Here is a 21,863-nt window from a genome sequence, read left to right as displayed (position 1 = left end):
TGTCAGGGCGTTCGTGTCGCGTAGTACCGCCCCAGGACGTCGGCGCGCAGCTCGTCGAAGTCACCCGTTTCGATGGCCGCGCGGATGCGGTCGACCAGCCGCACCACGAACCGCTCATTGTGGATGGTGCACAGCGTCGCCGACAGGATCTCCTTGGCCTTGAACAGGTGGTGGATATAGGCCTTGGTGTAGTGGGCGCAGGTATAGCAGTCGCAGTCTGCGTCGATCGGGGTGAAGTCCCGGCGAAACCGAGCGTTGGTGATGTTGAAGCGGCCGGTTGTCGAGTACACCGCGGCGTTGCGGGCGACCCGTGACGGAGACACGCAGTCGAACGTGTCGGCGCCCGCTGCGATCGCGTCGAACAGATCGTCGGGCTCGCTGATGCCCAGCAGGTGGCGCGGCTTGTCGGCGGGCAGCTCGTCGACCACCCATCCGACGATCGTGGCGAGGTTTTGCTTCTCCAGGGCGCCGCCGATGCCGTAGCCGTCGAATTCGAGGCCCTCGGCGGCCCCGGCGTGTGCACCGATCGTGACCAGGCCGCGGGCGGCCCGCCTGCGCAGGTCTTCGTACTGGGCGCCCTGCACGACCCCGAACAACGCCTGCTCGGGCTTGTCCGGCCGCGCCTCGTGCTGCCGCCGGTGCTCGGCCAGGCAGCGCACCGCCCAGTCGTGCGTCCGCTGCACCGACCGCTCCTGGTAACCGCGGGTGTTCACCAGCGTGGTCAGCTCGTCGAAGGCGAAGATGATGTCGGCGCCGAGCTGATGCTGGATCCGGATCGACACCTCGGGGGTGAACCGGTGGGTGGACCCGTCCAGGTGCGACCGGAACGTGACCCCGTCGTCGTCGACGTTGGCCAGTCGCTCCTTGCCCTCGGCGATGATGTCGTCGGCCTGGATGCGCTCGGCGTCCATCGCCAACACTTTGCGAAAGCCCGCGCCCAGCGACAACACCTGGAAGCCGCCGCTGTCGGTGAACGTCGGCCCCGGCCAGTTCATGAACGCGGACAATCCCCCAGCCTCGTCGATGATGTCCGGGCCGGGCTGCAGGTACAGGTGGTAGGCGTTCGCCAGAAGAGCCTGCGCACCAAGTTCTTTCATGGTTTCGGGCAGCACTGCCTTGACGGTCGCCTGCGTGCCGACGGGAATGAACGCGGGGGTACGGATCTCACCGTGCGGGGTGCGGATGACGCCGGTGCGGCCGGCCCGGCCGGGCATTTGGGCCGTCACGCTGAAAAACGGGGCCGACGACTCTTTCGGAGCGGGAGATTTCGGCACGGCCACGCCGTAGATTCTGCACTGTGAGAAATCGGTGGGTGCTGACGTGCTGCGCCGCCGCGATCGTGCTGACGTCGGCCGCATGTTCGAGCAGTGCCGACGACTACACACCGCCGAAAGGCGAACTGGTCGCGGGCACGGCGCAGGTCTCGGTCAACGGGAGCGACGAGCGCGCGACCGACGCGGTGCAGTGCGACACGACGGGATACCTCACCACCATCACCACGGGCGACGAGACGTCCGGAGTCACCGCGATGGTGTCGAACCAGGAAGCCCTGACCGTCGAGTCGGTCAGGATCAACAACATCGGCGGATTCACCGGCAGCTACACGGCCGGGGTGGGCGCGTCCGAGACGGCGGACATTGCCGAGGTTTCCATGACGGGCCGGACCTACGACATCTCCGGTGAAGCCGACGGCTTCAACACCGACAACCCCAGCTTCCGGGCCAACGGCACTTTCAGCATCCAGGTGTCCTGCTGAGCAGGCGCCGGAGCGGATGATCAATTTTTGCCAGAAACGCTGTTGGCCGGTTTACCGCGAACCCATACTGCTTTCGGATGATCCGATCTTGACGGGTCACACACACAAAGGAGAACAGGGTGAAGCGTGGGTTACTGGTCGCTGTCGGCGGCGCGGCGATCGTCATCGCAGGTCTATCCGGCTGTTCCTCGGGTGAGAAGAAGTCTGAAACCTCGGGTGAGACATCGACGGCCGCTTCGGCCGAGGGCAAGACCACCGTCACGATCGACGGTCAGGATCAGGCCGTCCAGGGCACCGTCGTGTGTAGCGATATGGGCGGGAACACCAACATCGCGATCGGCGACGCCACCACCGGCATCGGCGCCGTCGTCAGCTCCGGCGACGAACCGACGGTGCAGTCGGTCGGCCTGGGCAACGTCAACGGCGTGACGCTGGGCTACCAGAGTGGAGCCGGCCAGGGCGAGGCCAAGGCCGAGAAGGACGGTAAGACGTACAAGATCAGCGGCACCGCAACGGGCGTCGACATGGCCAACCCGTTGCAGCCGGTCAACAAGCCCTTCGAGATCGAAGTCACCTGCCCGTAGGGCAGATCTCGAGCGTGAGAGAAGGCGGCGTCCCGACAGGGGCGCCGCCGTTCTTCATCCGGTGTAACCGGCGGCCGATTGGCGCAACTGCCAGATCTGCGCCGGGCACAGCTCGTTGACCGCCTGGTTGATCAGGTAGGCGCCCTGATACTTGTCGGTCGTATGGAAGTCGGCGGTCACCTGGTCGACCAGCTGTCCGTAGCTCATCTTGCCCGCCACCCGGTCGCAGATCGTCCTGCCGTAGCCGAGGGCGGCGTCGGCGTTGGGGAAGTTGTATCCCGGACGCACGTGCACGTTGACCAGATATGCGACCGCATCGGCGTTGGCCGTCGGAGCGGAGATCAACGCAGCCGCACCCGCGGCGGCGACCAGGGTAACCATCACCGGCTTCATGGCTTAAGAGCCTATTCCGTGTTCACCGTCGATGCGGGGCACTTAGGCTAGCCAGCTATGAGGCTCATGGCTGCAGCTGCGCTCGCGTGCGGATTCGTCGCCGCACCGCTGATGACCGCCGCGAATGCGCCGGCATCCCCCGGCTACTGCGACGGCGCCGACTGTGTTCCCTACGTCGACCGGAGCGCGGTGGAGGGCACGCACTGCGTGCAGAACACCCGCTACAACTTCGGGATCGACGCCTCGGGCAACACGCTGGCGTGCAACTCGCGCAGCACGTGGGTCTCGTCGCCACCGCTGGTCGGCGTCCGCACCAACCGTCTACCGTGCGGGGATGCGACCGGAGTGGCCCAGACGCCCGACGGAATTCCGCTGAGCTGCAAACAGGGTGCGTGGACGCCCGACTATCAGGTGATCTTCTACGGCTGACGGCCATCGGTACGCGCGGCGCGCTCGCTTTTTCGTCGTCCGCGGGTGTGATCTGCGCCTCGCTATTGTTTTGAGACCCAAGCGTATGCGTGACATGCGTGAGGAATCGGGGCAAGCGGGGTACAACCACGGGCGTGGTGATCGACGTGCGTCTGCGGCCGGCAGACCCTCTGAGGATCGAGGTTCCGGCCACCGCGGATCGACTGGCACAGATTCGCCGCAGTTTGGTCGGGTGGATGGAACCGATCGGCGTGCCCGACGACGTGAGTGCCGACATCGTGCTCGCGGTCAACGAGGCCGCCACCAACTGCGTCGAGCATGCTTACCAGGACTCCCCCGACGGAAAGATGGTGGTCGAGGCGACCGTTGAGGACGGGCGGATAGTGGTCTGTGTCTCAGATCACGGGCAGTGGCGGACCCCGAGCACGGAGCCCACGACCCGCGGGCGCGGCCTTCCGATCATCCGCGCGGTCGGCAACGGTGTGGAGGTCATGAAATCGACGTCGGGCACGACCGTGCGCATCGACTTCGACGTGACCGATGACGAACGCGGCGGTCAGGAGTTGGGCAGCCGGACCACCTGAACGAAGAACTCGTCGATCTGGCGGACGGCGTTCATGAACTGATCGAGATCGACGGGCTTGGTGACATACGCGTTGGCGTGCAGTTTGTAGCTGCGCAGGATGTCTTCCTCCGCCGATGACGTGGTAAGTACGACGACTGGGATGTGGCTGAGCTCGGCGTCGGACTTGATCTGCTCGAGCAACTGCCTGCCGTCGTATTTCGGCAGGTTCAGGTCGAGCAGGATCAGGTCGGGCCGCGGCGCGTCGGCGTACTTGCCTCGGCGGTAGAGGAAGTCGAGTCCCTCCTCACCGTCGTGCGCGACGTGCAAGGTGTTCTTGATCTTGTTGTGCTCGAATGCTTCTCGGGTGATCAGCTCGTCACCCGGGTCGTCCTCGACGAGCAGCACGTCGATCGCCCGGCCGTCCAGTGTCATGCAGTTGATCCTTCCATCTCGGCCGCGACGGGCTCGTCGACGACGCAGGGAATGGTGAAGCGGAACCTGGTGCCCTCGGTGTGGCCGGTGTCGATCCAGATGTTACCGCCGTGGTGCTCGACGATCTTCTTGCACAGCGCCAGGCCGATACCCGTTCCGGTGTAGACCTCCCGGCCGTGCAGGCGCTGGAAGATCACGAAGACCTTCTCGGCGAACTCCTCGGGAATGCCGATCCCGTTGTCGGTGACTGTGAAGAGCCACGCGCCCTCGCGGGTGCCCTCGCCGACCGCGCAGTCGATGACGATCCGCGGCGCGGCGTCGGGCCGGCGGAATTTCACCGCGTTGCCGATCAGGTTCTGCCACAGCATCGTCAACAGCGTCGGGTCGCCCTTGACGGTGGGCAGCGGCTCTCCGGTGCGGACCACCTCGGCGCCGGATTCCTCGATCGAGGCCGACACGTTGTCGATCGCGTCGGCCAGCACGGCATCGAGGTCGACGTCGGCTTCGGTCGAGCCGAGCCTGCCGACGCGGGAGAAGGTGAGCAGGTCGTTGATCAGCACCTGCATGCGTTTGGCGCCGTCGACGGCGAAGCGGATGTATTCAACGCCGCGCTCGTCGAGCTTGTCGCCGTAGCGCTTCTCGATCAGCTGGCAGAACGAGGCCACCTTGCGCAGCGGCTCCTGCAGGTCGTGTGAAGCCACATAGGCGAACTGTTCGAGTTCGGCGTTCGACCGTTGCAGTTCCAGGGCTTGATCGCCGAGTTGCTCTCTGGCCGACCGCGACGCAGCCAGCTCGTCGACGACGCGCTGGCGCATGTCCTCCACATCCGCAGCGATCGCCTGAATGTCACGCGGGCCGCGCACCGCGATCTTCTCGTCGAAGTTGCCCTCGGTGATCCTGCGGCACGAGGCGGCGAGCTGCTCGAGGGGGCGGGTGACGGCCTTGCGCACCAGGACCGCCAGCACGATGCCGGCGACGAAGAACGCCACGAGGATCGCGATCAACAGGGTGTCTCGCCAGGTCTGCACGGCGGCGAGCTCGTCGACCGCATCCTGGCGGGCCTGCGACAGGTCGCGGTTCTGGGTGTTGAAGAGCGCGCGCAGGGCGTCGAACCCTTGTTTGCCGCGCTCGGCGGTGGCGGCGTCCAGAACCTTCGGCATTCCTGGTGTCACCGAGGCGATCAACGGGTCCGCGTACGTCGAACGCCACTCGGCCGCGGCCTTCTCGATCGCTTCCAGGTCGCCGATGAGCTTCTCCCGGTGGCCGATTCCGTCGCGGATCTGCCGCACCGACTCGTTTTCGACCTGCTGCCCCTCGAAGTAGGGGTCGAGGAACTGGAGATCGGCGGCGATCGCGTAACCGCGCACAGCGGTCTCCTGATCGCGAAGGGCCGCCTGCAGCTGATACGCCGCCACGCGGGCGGGTTGGATGCCGAGGTTCAGCTCGCGCGAGACCTCGTCGGTCCGGTTCAACAGCAGCGCACCCACGATCGCTCCGGCGATGACCACCACGCCCATCAGGGACAGCACGAGGTTCTGCCACCCCTGGACGGTGAGGCGACTCCTCATCCGGTGATCGTCCGCTCCACCCGCACCACCGCGATGTCGTCGCTGATACCGCCCACCGACTGCGCGCGGCGCTCCACGTCGTCGATCAGTGCGGTGACGAACTCGCGACCGGGCAGGTGGGCGTAGCCCCTGGCGACTTCGAGCAGGCCCGCCTCGCCGAGGCGTTCGGTTCCGCGACCGGAGCGACCCTCGAACAATCCGTCGGTCAACAGCACCAGGCCGTATCCCGGGGGCAGTTCGAAGATGTTCAGAGGCCATTCGAGGCCGTACAGGCCGAGCGCCGGGCCGACCTCCGGTTCCAGCCATTCCACGGTGTCGTCACCGTGCAGCAGCATGCCGGGATGACCGGCGGACACGACGTTGAAGCTGAGGTTGTCGGTGGACATCGCGACGCTGAGCACCGTCGCGAAGATGCTCGAACCCGGGCGTTCGGTGCTCAGGATCCGTTCCAACTGGCGCATGCGTTCGTTGCCCCGCAACCCGGCGAACGTCAGCGCCCGCCAGCCGATCCTCAACGCCACGCCCAGCGCCGCCTCGTCGGGCCCGTGACCGGCCACGTCACCGACCATGACGTGCAGGGTGCGGTCGGGGGTCTGCACGAAGTCGTAGAAGTCGCCGCCGAGCAGTGCGTGCTGACGACTGGGCCGGTATTCGGCGACGATGTCGATTCCGGGTTGATCGAGGAGCAGCGGTGACGGCAACAGGCCACGCTCGAGGCGGGCGTTCTCCATCGCGCGCAGCTCGCTGGCGTGCAGTTCCACCGACGTCAGCTCGGCGCGCTTGCGTTCCACGGCGTAGAGCAGCGCGCGGCGCAGCGTCTCCGGTTCGACGCGACCCTTGACGAGGTAATCCTGGGCGCCGGCAGCGACGGCCGAGATGCCGAAGTGCTCATCGTTGAGGCCGGTCAACACGACGATCGGCATGGTGATGTCGCGCCTGGCGACGCGGTCGAGCGCTTTGATACCGTCCGCGTCCGGGAGGTTCAGATCCAGCAGCACGCAGTCGGGGCGGGAAACCTCCAGATGCTGTTCGGCATCCTCCATGGACGGCGCCCACACGACGTTGATATTGGAGTCGGCGTCGGCGATCAACTCCTCGACCAGGATGGCGTCGCCGCGGTCGTCCTCGACGAGCAGCACCGAGAACGGGCGCAGCCCAGCACCACCCCCGGCCGAGGCCCAGGGGTTCTGGTCATGAAGCGCGCGCATATACCAATTCTCTCGGGTTGGTCACCGCGGTCGCCTCGACCTCTGCTTCAGTGACAGATCCTGACAATAGTGCCTGAATCGTTGTGGCGGTGGCGGAGGGATTTGAACCCTCGGACGGGGGTTACCCGTCACACGCTTTCGAGGCGTGCTCCTTAGGCCGCTCGGACACGCCACCGTGTGGCAGCTTACCGGGCGCACACCGGTCTACTCCAATCGCTGTTGGGAGCAGTTGTTTCTGTTCGCGAGAGCTACACCAGGGTCGTGAACCACGGGCCGACCGCGACCCTGGTGTACGTCTCGCGAGACCACAGGCGTCAACGCTGCCGGGAGAAGAACGCCTCCAGCGGCGCCGCGCATTCGTCGGCCAGCACGCCGCTGCGCACCTGCGGTCGGTGGGTCAGCCGCCGGTCGCGCACCACATCCCACAGCGACCCGACGGCCCCCGTCTTGGGCTCCCAGGCGCCGAACACCACCCGCGCCACGCGCGCCATGACCAACGCGCCCGCGCACATGGTGCAGGGTTCGACGGTGACCGCCAGCGTGGTGCCCTCCAACCGCCAGCCGTCGCCGAGCACCGCCGCGGCGGCCCGGATGGCGAGGATCTCGGCGTGCGCGGTGGGATCGCCGAGGGCTTCGCGTTGATTGGCGGCGCGCGCCAGCTCGGTGCCGTCGGCGGAGACGACGACCGCCCCGATCGGCACGTCGCGCGGACCGGCGCTGCGGGCAGCTTCGAGGGCGGCGCGGATCAGTGCCTCGTCGTCGGGCTGCGCGATCACCGGCCCATGCGGTCGAGTACTGCCGACAACTCGTCGGCGAAGCCCATCTCGCGCGCGATCCGGCCCAGCTGTTCGTCGGCGTAGAGGTCGGACTCGTCGAGGATGACGCCGAGCACCGCCTCGGGCAGGCCGATGTCCGAAAGCAGACCCAGGTCGCCCTCCTCGAACGGTTCGGCCTCCTCGAGTTCCTCGGGCTCGATGTCGGCGTCGAGCATCTCCAAGGCTTCGGCGGCGATGTCGTAGTCCAGCGCGGCGGTGGCATCCGACAGGAACAGCCGCGCGCCAGAGGGGGCGGGCCGCACGATGACGAAGAACTCGTCGTCGATGTCCAGTAGCCCGAACACCGCTCCCGCGCTGCGGATTTCGCGTAGTTCCCGCTCGGCGTCGGTGAGGCTGGTCAGGGCCGCTTCGCGCATCGGCGCGCATCGCCACTTGCCGTCCTCACGGACGACAGCAACGCCGAAGCCGTCGGGAGTGTCCGTGGACTGCTCCCGCGCCTGTGCACGCTGTGCTCCCATGTCGGCCTACGGTAGTCGCCGACCATGCCCTTTTCCATGTCCTTACCGCGTCCGCACCCCCCTTTTCCAGTGTCGACGCCGATCCTGACGTGGTCGACGGCGCTCGATATGCCAACCTTGACGGGTGACCAACACCCCGGTTTGCGTACTCGGCCTCGGGCTGATCGGAGGGTCGGTCATGCGCGCAGCGGCGGCCGCCGGACGCGAGGTGTTCGGTTACAACCGGTCCCTGGAAGGCGTCCAGGCCGCGACCGCCGACGGGTTCGACGCCAGCGAGGACCTCGACGCCGTGCTGAAGCGGGCGGCGGCCGACAACGCGCTGATCGTGCTGGCCGTGCCGGTGCCCGCCCTGGGCCAGATGCTTGGCCACATTCGCGACACCGCCCCGGACTGTCCGCTGACCGATGTGACAAGCGTGAAAACCGCTGTGCTGCAAGAGGTCCAGACATACGGTCTACGCGAGCGATTCGTCGGCGGTCACCCGATGGCGGGCACCGCGCACTCGGGTTGGGCGGCGGGCGACGCCCGGTTGTTCGTCGACGCGCCGTGGGTCGTCTGCGTCGACGATCATGTCGACCCGCAGATCTGGACGCTGGTCATGAATCTGGCGCTGGACTGCGGCGCGGTCGTGGTCCCTGCCCGCTCGGACGAACACGACGCAGCCGCCGCGACGATCTCTCATCTGCCCCACCTGCTGGCCGAGGCGCTCGCCGCCACCGCCGGGGAGGTGCCGCTGGCGTTCGCGCTGGCGGCCGGTTCGTTCCGCGACGGCACCCGCGTGGCCGCCACCGCGCCGGACCTGGTGCGGGCGATGTGCGAGGCCAACGCCGACGAATTGCTGCCGGTGTTGGACCGCGTGCTGGAACTGCTCACCGACGCCCGCGACGCGCTCGCCGCGCGCAGACCGCTGACCGAACTCATCGACTCCGGGCACGCCGCCAGAATTCGCTATGACAGCTTCGACAGGCCGGGGATCGTCACGATCGTCGTCGGCGAACAGCAGTGGCGCGAGGAACTGGCCGCGGCGAGCCGCGCAGGCGGGGTGATCAGATCCGCTCTGCCAACCCTGGATAGTCGAGGATGAACCCGTCCGAGTCGACGCTGATCGTGGTGTCGGCGACCGGCGAGAGCAGCTTGATGCCGTCTTCGGCGCTGCTGTAACTGATCACCGCCGTCTCCACCGACAGGTCCGGCAGTCGCACGTACACCACCGGGCAGCTGATCGAATCCGACCGCTGGTACAGCCCCGTGCGCCTAATCGGCAGGGCGTTGAAGAACGGGCTGAAGATGACGTCGACGTCCAGCGCGCCGTCGTATGCAGCGCGGCGCGTCTCCCCGGTGTGCTGCTGAACCAGCCACATGTTCTCTTCGTCGCGGGCGATCGACAGCTGCCGTTCGCGCTCGGCGAGTGTGACGGTCATGGACAGCCGTTTGGTACCGCCGGCCTCGTCGGTCACCAAGTCGTACGAAGCGGAGAACGCCGGGTGAAACGGTGTAGCGGCGGCCACGATCCTGCCGTAGGCCTTGATGCGCTTGCCCGACACATGCACCCGGACCGATTCCATTCGCGGGACGTCGTGCGCCCGCCACGTCAGGATCGCCGGCCATGTCTTCTCGGAGCCGCCTGCTTCACTCACCCCTATACCGTATGCGAAGGGTCCCCTCGTTCGTAACGCGCTGGGTCGTTGCTTTTTCGGCCGCGCTGTGATGTTGCGAGGGGACGGGATTCGAGAACGACTTCGTCACCGAGAAACGGCTGGGGCATGCGCCGCCGGCTTCGCAGGCGCCCGGTTCCCGGCACCGAGGCCCACACCGCGAACGCGAGCGCGGCGTCGAGCAGCAATGCCAGCGCCGTCACCATCAGCGCGCCGACCAAGGCCAGATGGAACTCGCGCACCTTGATGCCGTCGATCAGGTAGCGGCCCAGCCCGCCGAGACTGGCGTATGCGGCGACGGTCGCGGTGGCCACGATCTGCAGCGTGGCGGTCCGCAGCCCGCCCAGGATCAACGGCATCGCGATCGGCGTCTCCACCCGCAGCAGGATGCGTCGTTCGGTCATGCCCATGGAGCGGGCGGCGTCGACGACGGTGGGGTCCACGTTGGCGATGCCTGCATAGGTGCCCGCCAGCAGCGGCGGAATGCCCAGCAGCATCAGCGCAACGGTCGGCGGTACTAGCCCGAGCCCCCACAGCAGCACACCGAGCAGCAGCACACCCAGCGTCGGCAGCGCCCGCAGTGCGTTGACACCGGTGACGACGATGAACGTCCCCCGGCCGGTGTGTCCGATCAGCATCCCGACCGGAATGGCGATGAGCGCCGAGAAGAACAGCGCGAGCACCGTGTACTCGAGGTGTTCGACGGTGCGGGCGAGCAGCCCGGCGGGCCCACTCCAGTTGGCCGCGGTGAACAGGTAGGACAGCGCCTCCTGCAAAAACCCCATCGGACCCGTCACGACGCCGCCTTGAGCCTGCGCCACACCGGCACCCCACGGGTCGCGCGCGTCCACGGAGTGAGCGCCTTACCGATCAGCATGATCAGGGTGTCGATGACGATCGCGAGCACGAAGATCGCGATGATGCCCGCGATGATCTGATCGCTCTTGTTCGCCTGGTAACCCTCGGTGAACCAGGTGCCCAGCCCGCCGATGCCGATCACCGATCCGACCGCGACCATCGAGATGTTAGTGACGGCGACCACGCGCAAGCTGGCGATCAGCACCGGAACCGCCAGGGGCAGTTCGACTTTCATCATCCGCGTCAGGGGCCGGTATCCGACCGCCGTCGCGGCGTCGCGCACCGTCGGCGACACCGCGTCCAGCGCCTCCGGCACCGCCCGCACCAGCAGGGCCACGGTGTAGAGCGTCAGCGCCACGATCACGTTCGCCTCGTCGAGGATGCGCGTGGGGATGATCAGCGGCAGGACCACGAACAGCGCCAGCGACGGGATGGTGAAGACGATGCTGGCGGTGATCGTGGTCAGGCGCCGCGCCGTGGTGGTGCGCTGGATCGCGGCGCCCACCGGTACGGCGATGATCAGGCCGAGCACGATCGGAATCAGCGACAGGCGCAGATGGATCACCGTCAGCGCCCACAGATCGTCGAGGTGTGTGAGCAGATAGCGCATCCGCTAGCCCAACTCCGGGACCCGGCGTTGCCTGTCGAGTTCGGCCAGCACGTCGTCGGCCTTCACCCCGCCGATCACCCGGCCGTCGTCGTCGACGGCGACCCCCATCCCGCTCGGCGAGGACAGCGCGGCGTCGAGCGCGTTGCGCAGCGTCCCGTCCGGCCGGAACAGTGAACCGCCGGCGATCGTACTGTCGTAGAGCGACTTTCCGGTGCGGCGCAGGGCCACCCCGGCGGCGTTGATCCAGGCGAACGGTTTCCGGTCGTCGTTGGTGACCAGCCTCCAATCACCGGGCCTCAACTCCAGCGCTTCGACATCGCGTTCGTCGACGTGGCCGATGTCGTGCAGCGGCAGGCCCGACGCGTGGAAGAACTGCAGGCCGCGGTATCCACGATCGGCGCCGACGAACGCGGCCACCTCCTCGTTGGCCGGATTGGACAGGACGAACGACGGCTCGCCGTACTGCTGCAGCACCCCGCCGCGGCCGAACACCGCCACGCGGTCGCCGAGCTTGACCGCCTCGTCGATGTCGTGGGTGACGAAGACGATGGTCTTGTGCAGTTCGCTTTGCAGACGGGCGATCTCGGCCTGCAGCTCCTCTCGCACGACGGGGTCGACGGCGCTGAACGGTTCGTCCATCAGCATGATCGGCGGGTCGCCGGCCAGCGCGCGCGCCACCCCGACACGCTGTTGTTGACCACCGGACAGTCGCGCCGGATAGCGGTCGGCGAGCTTGACGTCCAGACCCACTCGTTCCATCACCTCGAGCGCGGATCGCCGTGCGCTGCGCCGTGATTCACCCCGCAACACCGGGACGGTGGCGACGTTGTCGACCACCCGTAGGTGTGGCATGAGGCCCGCGCTCTGGATCACATAGCCGATGCCGAGCCTCAGCTTGACCGGGTCCGCCTTGGTGACGTCGCGTCCGTCGACAGTCAGGGTGCCCGAGGTGGGCTCGATCATCCGGTTGATCATCCGCATGGACGTGGTCTTGCCGCAGCCCGACGGGCCGACGAAGACCGTCAACGTTCCCTCGGGCACCTCGAGGGTGAGGTCGGCGACCGCGACGGTGCCGTCCGGGTAACGCTTGGTGACGTTGGAGAACTCGATCACTTCTGCACCGGTTTGTCGAATCCGTTCTCCGCGATCCACTTCTGCGCCGCTTCGTCGGGGTCGATGCCGCGGTTTCCCTCGACCGAGGTGTTGAGCTCGATCAGAGCCTCGGTGGTCAGCTTCGCACTGACCGCGTCGAGCACCGTCTTGAGTTCGGTGGACATCTTCTGCGACGCAACCAGCGGCACGACATTGGCCGCGAGGAACACGTTCTCGGGGTCTTCGAGCACGACGAGATTGTTCTTCTCGATCGCCGGTGACGTACTGAAGATGTTGGCGGCGGTGATCGTCCCGCTGGTGAGCGCCTGCACGGTCGCCGGACCGCCACCGTCGCTGATGGCGACGAAGTTGGCCGGTGCGATGTCGAGCCCATACCGTTCCTTCAGCCCCACCAGACCGGTGATCCGCGTCTGAAACTCCGATGGCCCACCGACTTTCACTTCCGGCGAGTGCTCGGCGAGGTCGCCGATGGTCTTGAGGTTCCACCGCTGCGCGGTCGCCTCGGTCACCGCCAGGGTGTCCTTGTCCTCCGCCGGAGACGGATACAGGATGGACAGATCACCGGGCAGCACCTTGAGCAGTGCAAGCAGGACCGCGTCGGGGGTGGTGGCGGTGGTGTCCTCGTCGAAGTACTGCAGCAGGTTGCCCGTGTACTCACCGATCAGGTCGATCGAGTGGTCCTGCACGGCGGGGATGTAGGTCTCGCGGCTGCCGATCCCGAACTGCCGTCGCACGGTGAAGCCGTTGGCCTCCAGGGTCTGAGCGTAGATCTCGGCGATGATCTTGGACTCCGTGAAGTCCGCGGACCCCACCGCGATCGTCTTGAGGTCACCGGAGATCTCGCCGCCGCCGAGGGGGTTCGAGCTGCCGCAAGCCGTGCTCATCAGGAGCGCGAGAACCATCACCGCCGCGACGAACCGCAGGCGCCGGCGTCGCGGCATCGAGGTCATGAATTCGACAGTATCGGCATCGCCGCAGCTACGCGCGGTTTGTCCGGCCCGCGATTCGACCGTCCACGTCAAATGCCGTTTGTCGGGGCCGGGAAGGGGCAAACTTGGACCCATGAGCACCGATCCGTACGGTCCGTCAGCGCAGAACGAACCGGAACCTTACGGTCCACCCAATCCCGGGCCGCCGGTTCCGCCGACGGACGGCGAGATCGCCGATCGCACCGCACCCTCGGTCAAGAAAGTCCATTTCACCCGCGCGGCCGCGCTCTGGTCGGCAGTGATCGCAGGCTTCCTCATCCTCATCCTGCTGCTGATATTCATCGCGCAGAACACCGAATCGACCGAGTTCGCCTTCCTCGGTTGGAACTGGTCCATGCCGAGGGGTGTGGCGATTCTGTTCGCCGCGGTGTGCGGCGGCCTGATCACGGCGTTGGCGGGGGCAGCACGCATGGTCCAGCTGCGTCGCGCCGCCAAGAAGAACTACAAAGCCGCGCTCCGCTAGCGCAACGACTCGAGTCCGGCGTCGATCAACGGAGCGACCGCGTCGTCGACCATCGTGACGAAGTCCGGCGGCGCACCGCCCACCCGGCCGCGGTAGGCGATGCCGGCCGCGATGATCGCGAGCTTGAAATACGCAAGGCCCATGTAGAACTCCCAATGGTCCAGCGGCTGACCCGATGCCACCGAATACCGTTGCGCGAGTTGATCTGCCGGTGGGATCAGCGGTGACGCCCACGCCGCGTCGGCGTGCACCAGGTTGAACATGGGGTGGCGGTACACGCACATCAGGGCCGCGTCGCTGATCGGGTCGCCCAGGGTCGACATCTCCCAGTCCAGCACCGCGAGCACCTTGCTGCCGTCGGTGGCGTCGAGCATCGTGTTGTCGATGCGGTAGTCGCCGTGCACGATCGCGCTGCGGCTCTGCGCCGGGATCGTCTCCCCGAGCGCGGTGTGCAGCCGCTTGACGTCGTCGTCGCGTTCGTCGTCCTCTCGGCGCACCAGCTCCCACTGCCCACCCCAGCGCTTCACCTGGCGCTCGAGGTATCCGGTGGGCTTGCCGAAGTCGCCGAGGCCCACCTCCTCGGGGTCCAGGGCGTGCAGGTCGGCGAGCACCTTGATCAACGCGTCGACACAGGCCTCGATGTCGGACTTGTCGCCGAGGGCCTCGAGTTCGGATGTGTGCCGGACGACCCGCCCTTCGACGTAGTCGACCATCTGGAACGGTGCGCCGAGCACCGAGTCGTCGTTGCGCATGGTCACCGCGCGAGGGACGGGCACGGCGGTGTTCTGCAACGCCGAGATCACCTTGTACTCGCGGGCCATATCGTGTGCCGACGGCGTCAAACCGTGCAGCGGCGGCCTGCGCAGCACCCACTTCGACTGGTCGTCGAACACCAGGAAAGTCAGGTTGGAGCGGCCGCCGGAGATCAACTCGGCGCGCAGGTCACCGGAGCGGGCGATGCCCTCCGAACGCAGATGACGGTCGAGGGCGTCGAGGTCGAGCCCTTCCGGTGAGGTCGGCGGTGGAGTCACGGGACTTGTCTACCACTGCTGATTTCTGGGCAGCAGGTCCCATACGTGCTCGGTGGAGTTGACTCCCGCGACGAAGAACGCCTCGCGCGACGACGACCACAACACCCGGGTGATACCGGCGTAGTCGACCTGCACGCACAGCAGGCGCTCGGTGCGCATCACGTCGTGGACCACGGCGTTGATGACGCCGCCGTGGCTGAACAGCGCGACGGTGTCCTCCCGGTCGGCGGCCTTGACGATGTCGTCGACCCCGGCCTTGACCCGGGCGATGAACGCCGACTGATCGACGCCGCTGGGCAGCTCACCGTTGGCCAGGCGTCGCATGTCCTCCTCGGAGATCTCCTCGACCGGCGTGTAGTGCGAGAGGTCTCGGTCGTACTCGGCGAGCCGGTCGTCGATGTCGATCGAGAGGCCGAGAGCCTCAGCGACCGGCTCGGCGGTCTGGATCGCCCGCTTCTGCGGACTGCTGACCAACCGTGAGATGGGAAAGCGCGCCAACGCGTCGGGCAGGCGTTTTGCCTGTTCGATGCCTTCCTCGGACAGGTCGGGGTCGGAGCCCTGCCCCGGTTCGCTGCGAAGCGGCAACGCATGTCGAATGATGAGCAACTGCACCGTGCCACCATATGGCCATGAGTGCCGACAAGGATTTCGCGACCGAGCTCTTCGACCTCTCCGACCGCGTCGTGCTGGTCACCGGCGGAAGCCGGGGGCTTGGCAAGGAGATGGCTTTCGCCGCTGCGCGGTGCGGCGCGGACGTGGTGATCGCCAGCCGCAAGTACGACTCGTGTGTGGCGACGGCCGAAGAGATCGCCTCGGCGACCGGCCGCGCCGCGCTGCCCTACCAGGTGCACGTCGGGCGCTGGGATGAGCTCGACGGATTGGTCGACGCGGCCTACGAGCGGTTCGGCAAGGTGGATGTGCTTGTGAACAACGCCGGGATGTCGCCGCTGTACGAGTCGCTCCCCTCGGTCACGGAGAAGCTGTTCGACTCGGTGGTCAACCTGAACCTCAAGGGCCCGTTCCGGTTGTCGACGCTGGTCGGTGAGCGCATGGTCGCCGATGGCGGCGGCTCGATCATCAACGTGAGTTCGAGCGGTTCGCGCCGACCCCGCCCCGAGCAGCTCCCCTACTCGGCGGCCAAGGCGGGGCTCAATGCGCTGACCGAGGGACTGGCGCTGGCGTACGGCCCGACGGTACGGGTCAACACGCTGATGCCGGGCCCGTTCCTCACCGACATCAGCAAGGCCTGGGACATCCCCGCGACGCAGAAGGGTGCGCAGCATTTCGCGTTGCGGCGGCTGGGTGAGCCACCCGAGATCGTCGGCGCCGCACTATATCTGATGTCGGACGCGTCGAGCTACACGTCGGGTTCGATCATCCGCGTCGACGGCGGTATGCCCTAACCGTCTTCCGCCGAACGTGGGTTACCCGCACGCCCTGACGCTGGCAAGCGTGCATCGACCCAACACTCGGCGGGGCTGCGGTTACGGCGTGACGATGTTGAACGCCGGGTCGGGGCGGTCCAGCGCGCCGATCAGCGACTGCAGGGCGCCGGTGTCGCCGGAGATGTCGAGGCCGGGTGAGCTGTCGTCGCCCGCCGCGAGCGCGAGCAGACGGAGCTTGGTGGCCACTTTGACGGTCGCCTGAGCCGAGGTCGCATCGGCGGCAACCTTGCGGTGCACCAGCACACCGTTGCGCAGCGTCAACCGGTAATTGGTGTCGGTGTCGAGGAAGGTGACGTCGATGGCGATATCGAGATCCCATGCCCGCGGGCCGTTCACGGTGATCGCGAGTGCGTCAAAGATCTGTTCGGGTGCCAGTTGCATCACCATCGACGTCGATGCGGTCTGGGTCGGGGTGCCGAAGTTGCCCTCACGCAGTTCGGTGGCTCCGGAGAGAAAGAAGTTGCGCCACACCGCGTTCTCCGCGCCGTAGGCCAACTGTTCGAGTGTGTCGGCGTAGAGTTCGCGGGCAGCGGCGTGCTGCTCGTCGGTGAACATTGCATGGTCTAAGAGCGTTGCTGCCCAACGGTAGTCACCTTGCTCGAAGGCCCCTCGCGCAATCTCGACCACTCGATCCAGACCACCCATCGCCTCGACATAGCGAGGGCCTGCGGCTTGTGGCGGATGCGCCCACAACCGCCCCGGGTTGCCGTCGAACCAGCCCATGTAGCGCTGATAGACCGCCTTGACGTTGTGGCTGACCGAGCCGTAGTAGCCGTGTGCGTGCCACGCGTTCTGCAACGCAGGCGGCAGCGCGAAGTCCTCGGCGATCTCGATGCCGGTGAACCCCTGGTTGAGTTGGCGCAGCGTCTGGTCGTGTAAGTAGGCGTACAGATCCCGTTGCAACGAAAGGTATTCGACGATGCGGTCGCGTCCCCACGTCGGCCAGTGGTGGGATGCGAACACGACGTCGGTGCGGTCGGCGAACGCGTCGATCGCCTCGGTGAGGTAACCGGCCCATCCGTGCGGGTCACGCACCAGCGCGCCGCGCAGCGTCAGCAGGTTGTGCAGGTTGTGGGTGGCGTTCTCGGCCATGCACAGCGCACGGAACTTCGGGAAGTAGAAGTGCATCTCGGCGGGCGCCTCGGTGCCCGGCGCCATTTGGAACTCGATCTCGACGCCGTCGACGGTGTGCGTCTCGCCGGTCTGCCGGATGTCGACCGTCGGAACGATCAGCGCCACTTCACCCGTCGACGTCACCTGTCCCAGCCCGCATCCCACCTGCCCCTGCGGTCCACGCGCCAGCAATGCGCCGTACATGTAGCTCGCTCGACGGCCCATCGCGGTGCCCGCGTACACGTTCTCCTGCACGGCATGTTCGGTGAAGTGCTCGGGCGCGATGATCGCGACGCGGCCCGCGTCCACGTCGGCCTGAGAGGTGACACCCAGAACGCCGCCGAAATGGTCGACGTGGCTGTGGGTATATATGACGGCGCTGACCGCACGATTTCCGCGGTGTTCGCGGTAGAGCGCCAGCGCCGCAGCGGCGGTCTCCGTGGAGATCAACGGGTCGATGACGATCACGCCAGTGTCGCCCTCGACGAAGGTGATGTTGGACAGGTCGAATCCGCGCACCTGATAGATGCCCTCGACTACTTCGTAAAGACCCTGTTTGGCGCACAGCCGGCTCTGCCGCCACAAGCTGGGATGCACCGACGGCGGGGCGTCCGCATCGAGGAACGAGTACGTGTCGTTGTCCCAGACCACCCGACCGTCAGCCGCCTTGATCACACAGGGATCCGAGGCGGCGATGAACCCGCGGTCGGCGTTGTCGAAGTCCGCGGTGTCGTCGAACGGCAGGGCCGTGAGGTGCTCGCGGTGTGCGGACTCGATGACCTCGGTGGGGGGTTTCTGCTGCATGGCGACACGATATTCATCCCCACGTCGGCGCGGGGCTGGTTCACTGACCCCATGCAGATACGCCGAGTGGTGACCGGTCACGATTCGTCCGGAAAGTCCGTCTTCGTCAGCGACGACAGCCTCGCTCCGATTCAGACGAAGTTGATGCCTGGCTTCGAGAACCATCTGCTGTGGGGCAGCGACCAGACGTGCCGATTTCCCGACGACGGTTCGATGCCCCAGTGGCACAACTACTTTCCGCCGATCGGTGGTTTCCGGTTTGCGATGCTGACGCTGCCGCAGTCGCACGGCACCCAAGCCCCGGAGGCCCTCGACATCAACGAGGCGATGGCCGAGATGGAGGAGAAGCTGCCGGGAATGCTCGGCTACATGGACTACACGGACCCGGGCATGCACACCACGGACACCGTCGACTTCGAGGTGGTGCTCGAGGGCACCGTCGTGCTCGAACTTGACGATGGAGCCGAAGTGACCCTGCAACCGGGCGACACCGTCGTGCAAAACGGGACGCGGCACCGCTGGAAGAACCCCGGCGACACACCGGCCCGGATGGCCGTGTTCATCTGCGGCGCCGAGCACGCGAACGTCCCGCCGAAGTAGCTTCTCGTCAGTCCTGGTGCTCGGCCAACCACCGATCGGCCCGGCGTTTCGAAGCGCGCGAGAGCCACGCGTCCTGGACGAGTTCGGTCAGTTCGACCTTCCCGATCTCCCGTAACCTGCTGGCGCGCACCAGAACCGAGGGATGGCCCTCGAAACGGTCGGTGGTGAAGAACGGCGAGTCGGGATCTTGGACGAGCGCCAGCTTGTCCATCTCCGATTCCACCCAGATCATGATCACGTCGGTGTAGCGTTCGCCGGTCTCCGGATCCTCGGCGTCGGGCTGAGGAGTGCGGAAGAACACGAACGACTTGCCGCCAACCTGGTAGATCGGGTTGCCCTTGGGGCCCTCGATGCGCTTGACGTACGGCATCGAAGCAGCGAGCTCGTGGACGTCGGCGACCCGCGCCGACCGGTCACGCACGGCGTTCCAAGGCGTGCAGGATGACGTTGGTGAGCGAGCCGTTGCGCACGGTGGCCGTCATGTACGTGCAGTGGGGCTGGCGCCGCCGGTCGGTCGGCGAACCCGGGTTCAGCAGTCGCAGACCGGTTTTCGTCGTCGTATCCCAAGGGATGTGACTGTGGCCGAATATCAGCACGTCGGTGTCCGGATAGGCCTTGGCCATGCGGGCCTCGCGCCCGGTCGCGGCGCCGGTCTCGTGGACGACGGTGAAGCGCAGGCCGCCGAGTGTGACATCGGCGCGTTCGGGCAGTCTGCGGCGCAGTTCGGCGCCGTCGTTGTTGCCCCAACACGCGACCAGGCGCTTGGCGCGAGCCTCGAGCGCGTCGAGCAACGACGGCTCCACCCAGTCGCCTGCGTGCACGACGACGTCTGCCCTCGTCACTTCGTCCCACACCCGCGCGGGCAGGTCCTTGGCGCGCTTGGGAACGTGAGTATCGGCGATCAACAACAGCCGCATGGCTGCCAATCTAGTGGCGGCCCCCGGGATCAACCCTCTGGGTCGGGTGACAGTTCCGCCTCCGATTGCTCGCGTTTTCGCTGCGCCATGTCGCGGTCCTCCTCGGCGGCCGGGGCGGTGGCGAGCCGATGACTGCTCGTTGGCTTCGGGGGCGGGTATGCCGCGTCTAATTGGCGTCCTGCTGCGCGGAGGCGAGCACCGTGTCGCTCAGCGGATCGCTCGAAGCTCTGGGCTGAGAGAGTTCTTCGTGCGCCGCGCGCTCTCGGGCCTCGGCGGCCCGCCACTATTGCATCCGGATCGACGCTCTGCGGCGGTTCACGATGGGTGGCCATGGGCAGTGATACCCGTCCAGCCACTGTTAACCGGTGTCGCCAAACACGAGAGCGCGCCCGAAGGGATTCGAACCGTTGCTGCGATTGCGGATAAAGGCCGCAAGCCGCTGGCAGTCGGGTGATTTCTCACGCGACGTTGCCCTCAAGGGGCTTCCCGTGGCAGTACCCACGGCCACGACGGCCGTCTTCCCGTGGGTTTCCAGCGGGCTCGTTTTTCGTCGCCCCGCAACTCGGGGAGGACGCTCCACCAGCGACCCGGTGCGCCAGTGCGGCCAGGTTGCGGGCAGCGTTTCGATCGCGATCCATCGACATCCCACATGCATCGCAGGAGAACGTCCGCTGGGACAGACGCAGGTTGGCTCTCACCGCGCCGCACCCCGAACAGGTCTTGGAACTGGGGTAGAACCGGTCAGCGACCAGCAAGGTTCCTCCCCTCCAGCAAGTCTTGTATTCCAACTGTCGTCGCAGTTCACCCCAACCCGCAGCAGAAATCCGGCGCGCCAGCTGCCGGTTGCGCAGCATGCCCGCGACGTTGAGGTCTTCGATCACGACAGCCTCGAAGCGTTCCGCAAGAGCGGTCGTCAACCGATGCAAAGTGGCGGCCCGATGATTTGCGATCCGAGCATGCTGGCGCTCAACATCTGACATGGCCCGTGCCCACCGGCGAGACGGAGCTCTTCCAGTACGACGCTCCGGCCCGATGCGCCTAGCGGCCTTGCGCTGCAACCGACGCAGTTTCTTCAGCGAGCCCTCGTATAGAACCGGGTTCGGGATCACTCCGTGGGTATCGGAGATGCCCGGAACAGGGGTTGACAGCACCGCGAGATTGCAGAGACCGAAATCCACGCCGACGACGGGACGCGAACGTGTTCCAGGCGCGGGAGAGTCGTATACCTCGACGGAAAAGGCGACGAACCATCGGCCGCGGGCATAGGTGACAGTAGCCGACCTGATCCGCGCCGATCCTCTGTCGACGCGTCGGGCGAGTTTTCGAGTCGATTCGTGCGTGCGAACCCGCCCGATACGGGGCAGCTTGACGTGCCTCCGATCTGTATCGACGAGACCAAAAGCGCCAGTAGTGAATCGGCACGACAGTTGACTCTTCTTGGTCTTGAACCGAGGGAATCGCATCGGTCTTCCCTGGCGATCGCCTGATTGAGAGACAGCCCAGTTATTCAACGCTGTCGCCAGGTTGGCCAGACCGGAGGAGTACGCCTCCTTCGAGTTCTCCCGCCACCATGGCGCGACGTCGTCCTTGATGGTGTTCCACGTTCTACGCAGGCTATATGCCGACCAGTTCAGCGCTGGGGTCAGTTCACTGTCAGCGATTCCGTACGTGCGCTCCGCTGACCGCTGCTCCAGATTTGCTTTGACTAGGCGCAAAGCCCAGTTGTACGCGAACCGCTGTGCACCACAGTGTGATCGCAGCTGCTCTTCTTGCAGCGGTCCGGGATCGAGCGCGAATCGGTACGCCCGGATTACTGACCCGCTTGCATAAGGGTCGGTGCCGCAGTGCTCGCTTGCTGTTTCCCCACGAACCATGAGCGGAGCGTTTCACGAGGGTCCGACATGCCCCCAGTTACCGGCGGATGGAACCGATTCAATGGGCGCGCCCGGAGAGACTCGAACTCCCAACCTTCTGATCCGTAGTCAGATGCTCTATCCGTTGAGCTACGGGCGCATGATCTTTCTTCAGTGTTCAGT

At 66.4% G+C, this 21,863-nt stretch carries 26 protein-coding genes and 2 tRNA genes; 8 read left to right on the top strand and 20 right to left on the bottom strand.

The window, feature by feature from the left end:
- Window positions 1-2: 2 nt before the first annotated feature.
- Window positions 3-1,280, bottom strand: a complete 1,278-nt coding sequence (gene tgt / locus CEX87_RS20365) for a tRNA guanosine(34) transglycosylase Tgt (RefSeq protein WP_233151453.1) — start codon at window positions 1,278-1,280, stop codon at window positions 3-5.
- Between the two features lie 17 nt (window positions 1,281-1,297).
- On the opposite strand from tgt, the gene CEX87_RS20360 reads away from it, so the two are divergent.
- Together CEX87_RS20360 and CEX87_RS20355 are read left to right on the top strand one after the other, a co-directional pair.
- Entirely contained in the window at window positions 1,298-1,756 is a 459-nt protein-coding gene (locus CEX87_RS20360) for a lipoprotein LpqH (RefSeq protein WP_064427462.1), read from the top strand.
- 119 nt (window positions 1,757-1,875) lie between these two features.
- Window positions 1,876-2,340: a lipoprotein LpqH gene (locus CEX87_RS20355; protein WP_064394832.1), complete on the top strand. Its 465-nt coding sequence runs from the start codon at window positions 1,876-1,878 to the stop codon at window positions 2,338-2,340.
- A 54-nt stretch (window positions 2,341-2,394) separates the two neighbouring features.
- On the opposite strand, the gene CEX87_RS20350 is transcribed toward CEX87_RS20355, so the two are convergent.
- Window positions 2,395-2,733: a DUF732 domain-containing protein gene (locus CEX87_RS20350; RefSeq protein WP_064394833.1), complete on the bottom strand. Its 339-nt coding sequence runs from the start codon at window positions 2,731-2,733 to the stop codon at window positions 2,395-2,397.
- A gap of 57 nt (window positions 2,734-2,790) precedes the next feature.
- On the opposite strand from CEX87_RS20350, the gene CEX87_RS20345 reads away from it, so the two are divergent.
- Together CEX87_RS20345 and CEX87_RS20340 are read left to right on the top strand one after the other, a co-directional pair.
- Window positions 2,791-3,162 (top strand): hypothetical protein, encoded by a 372-nt coding sequence (locus CEX87_RS20345; RefSeq protein WP_064394834.1) that lies wholly within the window; start codon window positions 2,791-2,793, stop codon window positions 3,160-3,162.
- A 134-nt stretch (window positions 3,163-3,296) separates the two neighbouring features.
- Complete coding sequence (locus CEX87_RS20340; protein ID WP_064394835.1) at window positions 3,297-3,746, top strand: ATP-binding protein; 450 nt, start codon at window positions 3,297-3,299, stop codon at window positions 3,744-3,746.
- Here the strand turns inward: CEX87_RS20340 and CEX87_RS20335 are convergent.
- The 6 genes from CEX87_RS20335 to CEX87_RS20310 form a co-directional block, all read right to left on the bottom strand.
- Complete coding sequence (locus CEX87_RS20335; RefSeq protein ID WP_064394836.1) at window positions 3,719-4,159, bottom strand: response regulator; 441 nt, start codon at window positions 4,157-4,159, stop codon at window positions 3,719-3,721. The genes CEX87_RS20340 and CEX87_RS20335 overlap by 28 nt on opposite strands.
- Entirely contained in the window at window positions 4,156-5,727 is a 1,572-nt protein-coding gene (locus tag CEX87_RS20330; protein WP_064394837.1) for a sensor histidine kinase, read from the bottom strand. Before CEX87_RS20330 ends, CEX87_RS20335 begins: the two co-directional genes overlap by 4 nt.
- Window positions 5,724-6,935, bottom strand: coding sequence for a PP2C family protein-serine/threonine phosphatase (locus CEX87_RS20325; RefSeq protein ID WP_174523492.1), 1,212 nt, complete (start codon window positions 6,933-6,935; stop codon window positions 5,724-5,726). The genes CEX87_RS20330 and CEX87_RS20325 overlap by 4 nt, the downstream gene beginning before the upstream one ends.
- Window positions 6,936-7,019: 84 nt before the next feature.
- Window positions 7,020-7,110, bottom strand: a tRNA-Ser gene (locus CEX87_RS20320).
- Between the two features lie 139 nt (window positions 7,111-7,249).
- On the bottom strand, window positions 7,250-7,708 hold the full coding sequence (locus tag CEX87_RS20315) for a nucleoside deaminase (RefSeq protein WP_094288876.1): 459 nt from the start codon (window positions 7,706-7,708) through the stop codon (window positions 7,250-7,252).
- Window positions 7,708-8,229, bottom strand: a complete 522-nt coding sequence (locus CEX87_RS20310) for a tRNA adenosine deaminase-associated protein (protein ID WP_064418473.1) — start codon at window positions 8,227-8,229, stop codon at window positions 7,708-7,710. Before CEX87_RS20310 ends, CEX87_RS20315 begins: the two co-directional genes overlap by 1 nt.
- Before the next feature lie 124 nt (window positions 8,230-8,353).
- Here CEX87_RS20310 and CEX87_RS20305 point away from each other — a divergent pair, with 124 nt between their 5' ends.
- Window positions 8,354-9,313, top strand: coding sequence for a prephenate dehydrogenase (locus tag CEX87_RS20305; protein ID WP_094288848.1), 960 nt, complete (start codon window positions 8,354-8,356; stop codon window positions 9,311-9,313).
- On the opposite strand, the gene CEX87_RS20300 is transcribed toward CEX87_RS20305, so the two are convergent.
- Genes CEX87_RS20300 through CEX87_RS20280 form a run of 5 tightly spaced genes read right to left on the bottom strand, consistent with a single transcriptional unit; the run spans window position 9,276 to window position 13,415 of the window.
- Window positions 9,276-9,866, bottom strand: coding sequence for a putative glycolipid-binding domain-containing protein (locus tag CEX87_RS20300; protein ID WP_064394841.1), 591 nt, complete (start codon window positions 9,864-9,866; stop codon window positions 9,276-9,278). The genes CEX87_RS20305 and CEX87_RS20300 overlap by 38 nt on opposite strands.
- A 2-nt stretch (window positions 9,867-9,868) precedes the next feature.
- Window positions 9,869-10,669 (bottom strand): ABC transporter permease, encoded by an 801-nt coding sequence (locus CEX87_RS20295; protein ID WP_094288874.1) that lies wholly within the window; start codon window positions 10,667-10,669, stop codon window positions 9,869-9,871.
- Window positions 10,670-10,677: 8 nt separating this feature from the next.
- Entirely contained in the window at window positions 10,678-11,352 is a 675-nt protein-coding gene (locus CEX87_RS20290) for an ABC transporter permease (protein ID WP_064394842.1), read from the bottom strand.
- A gap of 3 nt (window positions 11,353-11,355) precedes the next feature.
- A complete protein-coding gene (locus tag CEX87_RS20285; protein ID WP_094288846.1) occupies window positions 11,356-12,465 on the bottom strand; it encodes an ABC transporter ATP-binding protein in 1,110 nt (369 codons plus the stop codon).
- The gene (locus CEX87_RS20280; protein ID WP_064418492.1) at window positions 12,462-13,415 is read right to left on the bottom strand and encodes an ABC transporter substrate-binding protein; all 954 of its coding nucleotides are present in this window, start codon (window positions 13,413-13,415) and stop codon (window positions 12,462-12,464) included. The genes CEX87_RS20285 and CEX87_RS20280 overlap by 4 nt, the downstream gene beginning before the upstream one ends.
- Window positions 13,416-13,527: 112 nt before the next feature.
- Here CEX87_RS20280 and CEX87_RS20275 point away from each other — a divergent pair, with 112 nt between their 5' ends.
- Window positions 13,528-13,917 carry a LapA family protein gene (locus CEX87_RS20275; RefSeq protein WP_094288844.1) on the top strand — a complete coding sequence of 130 codons (390 nt, stop codon included), beginning with the start codon at window positions 13,528-13,530 and terminating at the stop codon, window positions 13,915-13,917.
- Here CEX87_RS20275 and CEX87_RS20270 read toward each other — a convergent pair.
- Both CEX87_RS20270 and CEX87_RS20265 read right to left on the bottom strand, forming a co-directional pair.
- The gene (locus tag CEX87_RS20270; protein WP_064418470.1) at window positions 13,914-14,948 is read right to left on the bottom strand and encodes a phosphotransferase family protein; all 1,035 of its coding nucleotides are present in this window, start codon (window positions 14,946-14,948) and stop codon (window positions 13,914-13,916) included. The genes CEX87_RS20275 and CEX87_RS20270 overlap by 4 nt on opposite strands.
- Window positions 14,949-14,957: 9 nt before the next feature.
- Window positions 14,958-15,560 (bottom strand): histidine phosphatase family protein, encoded by a 603-nt coding sequence (locus tag CEX87_RS20265; RefSeq protein WP_064394846.1) that lies wholly within the window; start codon window positions 15,558-15,560, stop codon window positions 14,958-14,960.
- A gap of 17 nt (window positions 15,561-15,577) precedes the next feature.
- Between CEX87_RS20265 and CEX87_RS20260 the strand changes: the two genes are divergently transcribed.
- The gene (locus CEX87_RS20260; protein ID WP_094288870.1) at window positions 15,578-16,351 is read left to right on the top strand and encodes an SDR family NAD(P)-dependent oxidoreductase; all 774 of its coding nucleotides are present in this window, start codon (window positions 15,578-15,580) and stop codon (window positions 16,349-16,351) included.
- 81 nt (window positions 16,352-16,432) lie between these two features.
- On the opposite strand, the gene CEX87_RS20255 is transcribed toward CEX87_RS20260, so the two are convergent.
- Window positions 16,433-18,310 carry an alkyl/aryl-sulfatase gene (locus CEX87_RS20255; protein WP_094288842.1) on the bottom strand — a complete coding sequence of 626 codons (1,878 nt, stop codon included), beginning with the start codon at window positions 18,308-18,310 and terminating at the stop codon, window positions 16,433-16,435.
- 51 nt (window positions 18,311-18,361) lie between these two features.
- On the opposite strand from CEX87_RS20255, the gene CEX87_RS20250 reads away from it, so the two are divergent.
- Window positions 18,362-18,910: a cupin domain-containing protein gene (locus tag CEX87_RS20250; RefSeq protein ID WP_064394902.1), complete on the top strand. Its 549-nt coding sequence runs from the start codon at window positions 18,362-18,364 to the stop codon at window positions 18,908-18,910.
- Between the two features lie 7 nt (window positions 18,911-18,917).
- On the opposite strand, the gene CEX87_RS20245 is transcribed toward CEX87_RS20250, so the two are convergent.
- The 4 genes from CEX87_RS20245 to CEX87_RS20230 form a co-directional block, all read right to left on the bottom strand.
- Window positions 18,918-19,331, bottom strand: coding sequence for an MmcQ/YjbR family DNA-binding protein (locus CEX87_RS20245; RefSeq protein ID WP_094288840.1), 414 nt, complete (start codon window positions 19,329-19,331; stop codon window positions 18,918-18,920).
- Window positions 19,324-19,827 (bottom strand): metallophosphoesterase family protein, encoded by a 504-nt coding sequence (locus CEX87_RS20240; protein WP_064394849.1) that lies wholly within the window; start codon window positions 19,825-19,827, stop codon window positions 19,324-19,326. The genes CEX87_RS20245 and CEX87_RS20240 overlap by 8 nt, the downstream gene beginning before the upstream one ends.
- 458 nt (window positions 19,828-20,285) lie before the next feature.
- Window positions 20,286-21,701 (bottom strand): IS607 family element RNA-guided endonuclease TnpB, encoded by a 1,416-nt coding sequence (gene tnpB / locus CEX87_RS20235; RefSeq protein WP_094288838.1) that lies wholly within the window; start codon window positions 21,699-21,701, stop codon window positions 20,286-20,288.
- 66 nt (window positions 21,702-21,767) lie between these two features.
- Window positions 21,768-21,840, bottom strand: a tRNA-Arg gene (locus CEX87_RS20230).
- Window positions 21,841-21,863 lie beyond the last annotated feature (23 nt).

The sequence above is a fragment of the Mycobacterium lehmannii genome, assembly GCF_002245535.1.
Taxonomy (GTDB): Bacteria; Actinomycetota; Actinomycetes; order Mycobacteriales; family Mycobacteriaceae; genus Mycobacterium; species Mycobacterium lehmannii.
This window is presented reverse-complemented; position numbering and strand designations above follow the sequence as displayed.

Coding starts and splice junctions, on each gene's coding strand:
- CEX87_RS20275 (WP_094288844.1), top strand. CDS start 13,528: ATGAGCACCGATCCGTACGGTCCGTCAGCGCAGAACGAACCGGAACCT.
- CEX87_RS20255 (WP_094288842.1), bottom strand. CDS start 18,310: ATGCAGCAGAAACCCCCCACCGAGGTCATCGAGTCCGCACACCGCGAG.
- CEX87_RS20330 (WP_064394837.1), bottom strand. CDS start 5,727: ATGAGGAGTCGCCTCACCGTCCAGGGGTGGCAGAACCTCGTGCTGTCC.
- tnpB (WP_094288838.1), bottom strand. CDS start 21,701: ATGGTTCGTGGGGAAACAGCAAGCGAGCACTGCGGCACCGACCCTTAT.
- CEX87_RS20280 (WP_064418492.1), bottom strand. CDS start 13,415: ATGACCTCGATGCCGCGACGCCGGCGCCTGCGGTTCGTCGCGGCGGTG.
- CEX87_RS20310 (WP_064418473.1), bottom strand. CDS start 8,229: ATGGGAGCACAGCGTGCACAGGCGCGGGAGCAGTCCACGGACACTCCC.
- CEX87_RS20250 (WP_064394902.1), top strand. CDS start 18,362: ATGCAGATACGCCGAGTGGTGACCGGTCACGATTCGTCCGGAAAGTCC.
- CEX87_RS20290 (WP_064394842.1), bottom strand. CDS start 11,352: ATGCGCTATCTGCTCACACACCTCGACGATCTGTGGGCGCTGACGGTG.
- CEX87_RS20350 (WP_064394833.1), bottom strand. CDS start 2,733: ATGAAGCCGGTGATGGTTACCCTGGTCGCCGCCGCGGGTGCGGCTGCG.
- CEX87_RS20260 (WP_094288870.1), top strand. CDS start 15,578: ATGAGTGCCGACAAGGATTTCGCGACCGAGCTCTTCGACCTCTCCGAC.
- CEX87_RS20345 (WP_064394834.1), top strand. CDS start 2,791: ATGAGGCTCATGGCTGCAGCTGCGCTCGCGTGCGGATTCGTCGCCGCA.
- CEX87_RS20335 (WP_064394836.1), bottom strand. CDS start 4,159: ATGACACTGGACGGCCGGGCGATCGACGTGCTGCTCGTCGAGGACGAC.
- CEX87_RS20295 (WP_094288874.1), bottom strand. CDS start 10,669: ATGGGGTTTTTGCAGGAGGCGCTGTCCTACCTGTTCACCGCGGCCAAC.
- CEX87_RS20325 (WP_174523492.1), bottom strand. CDS start 6,935: ATGCGCGCGCTTCATGACCAGAACCCCTGGGCCTCGGCCGGGGGTGGT.
- CEX87_RS20240 (WP_064394849.1), bottom strand. CDS start 19,827: ATGCGGCTGTTGTTGATCGCCGATACTCACGTTCCCAAGCGCGCCAAG.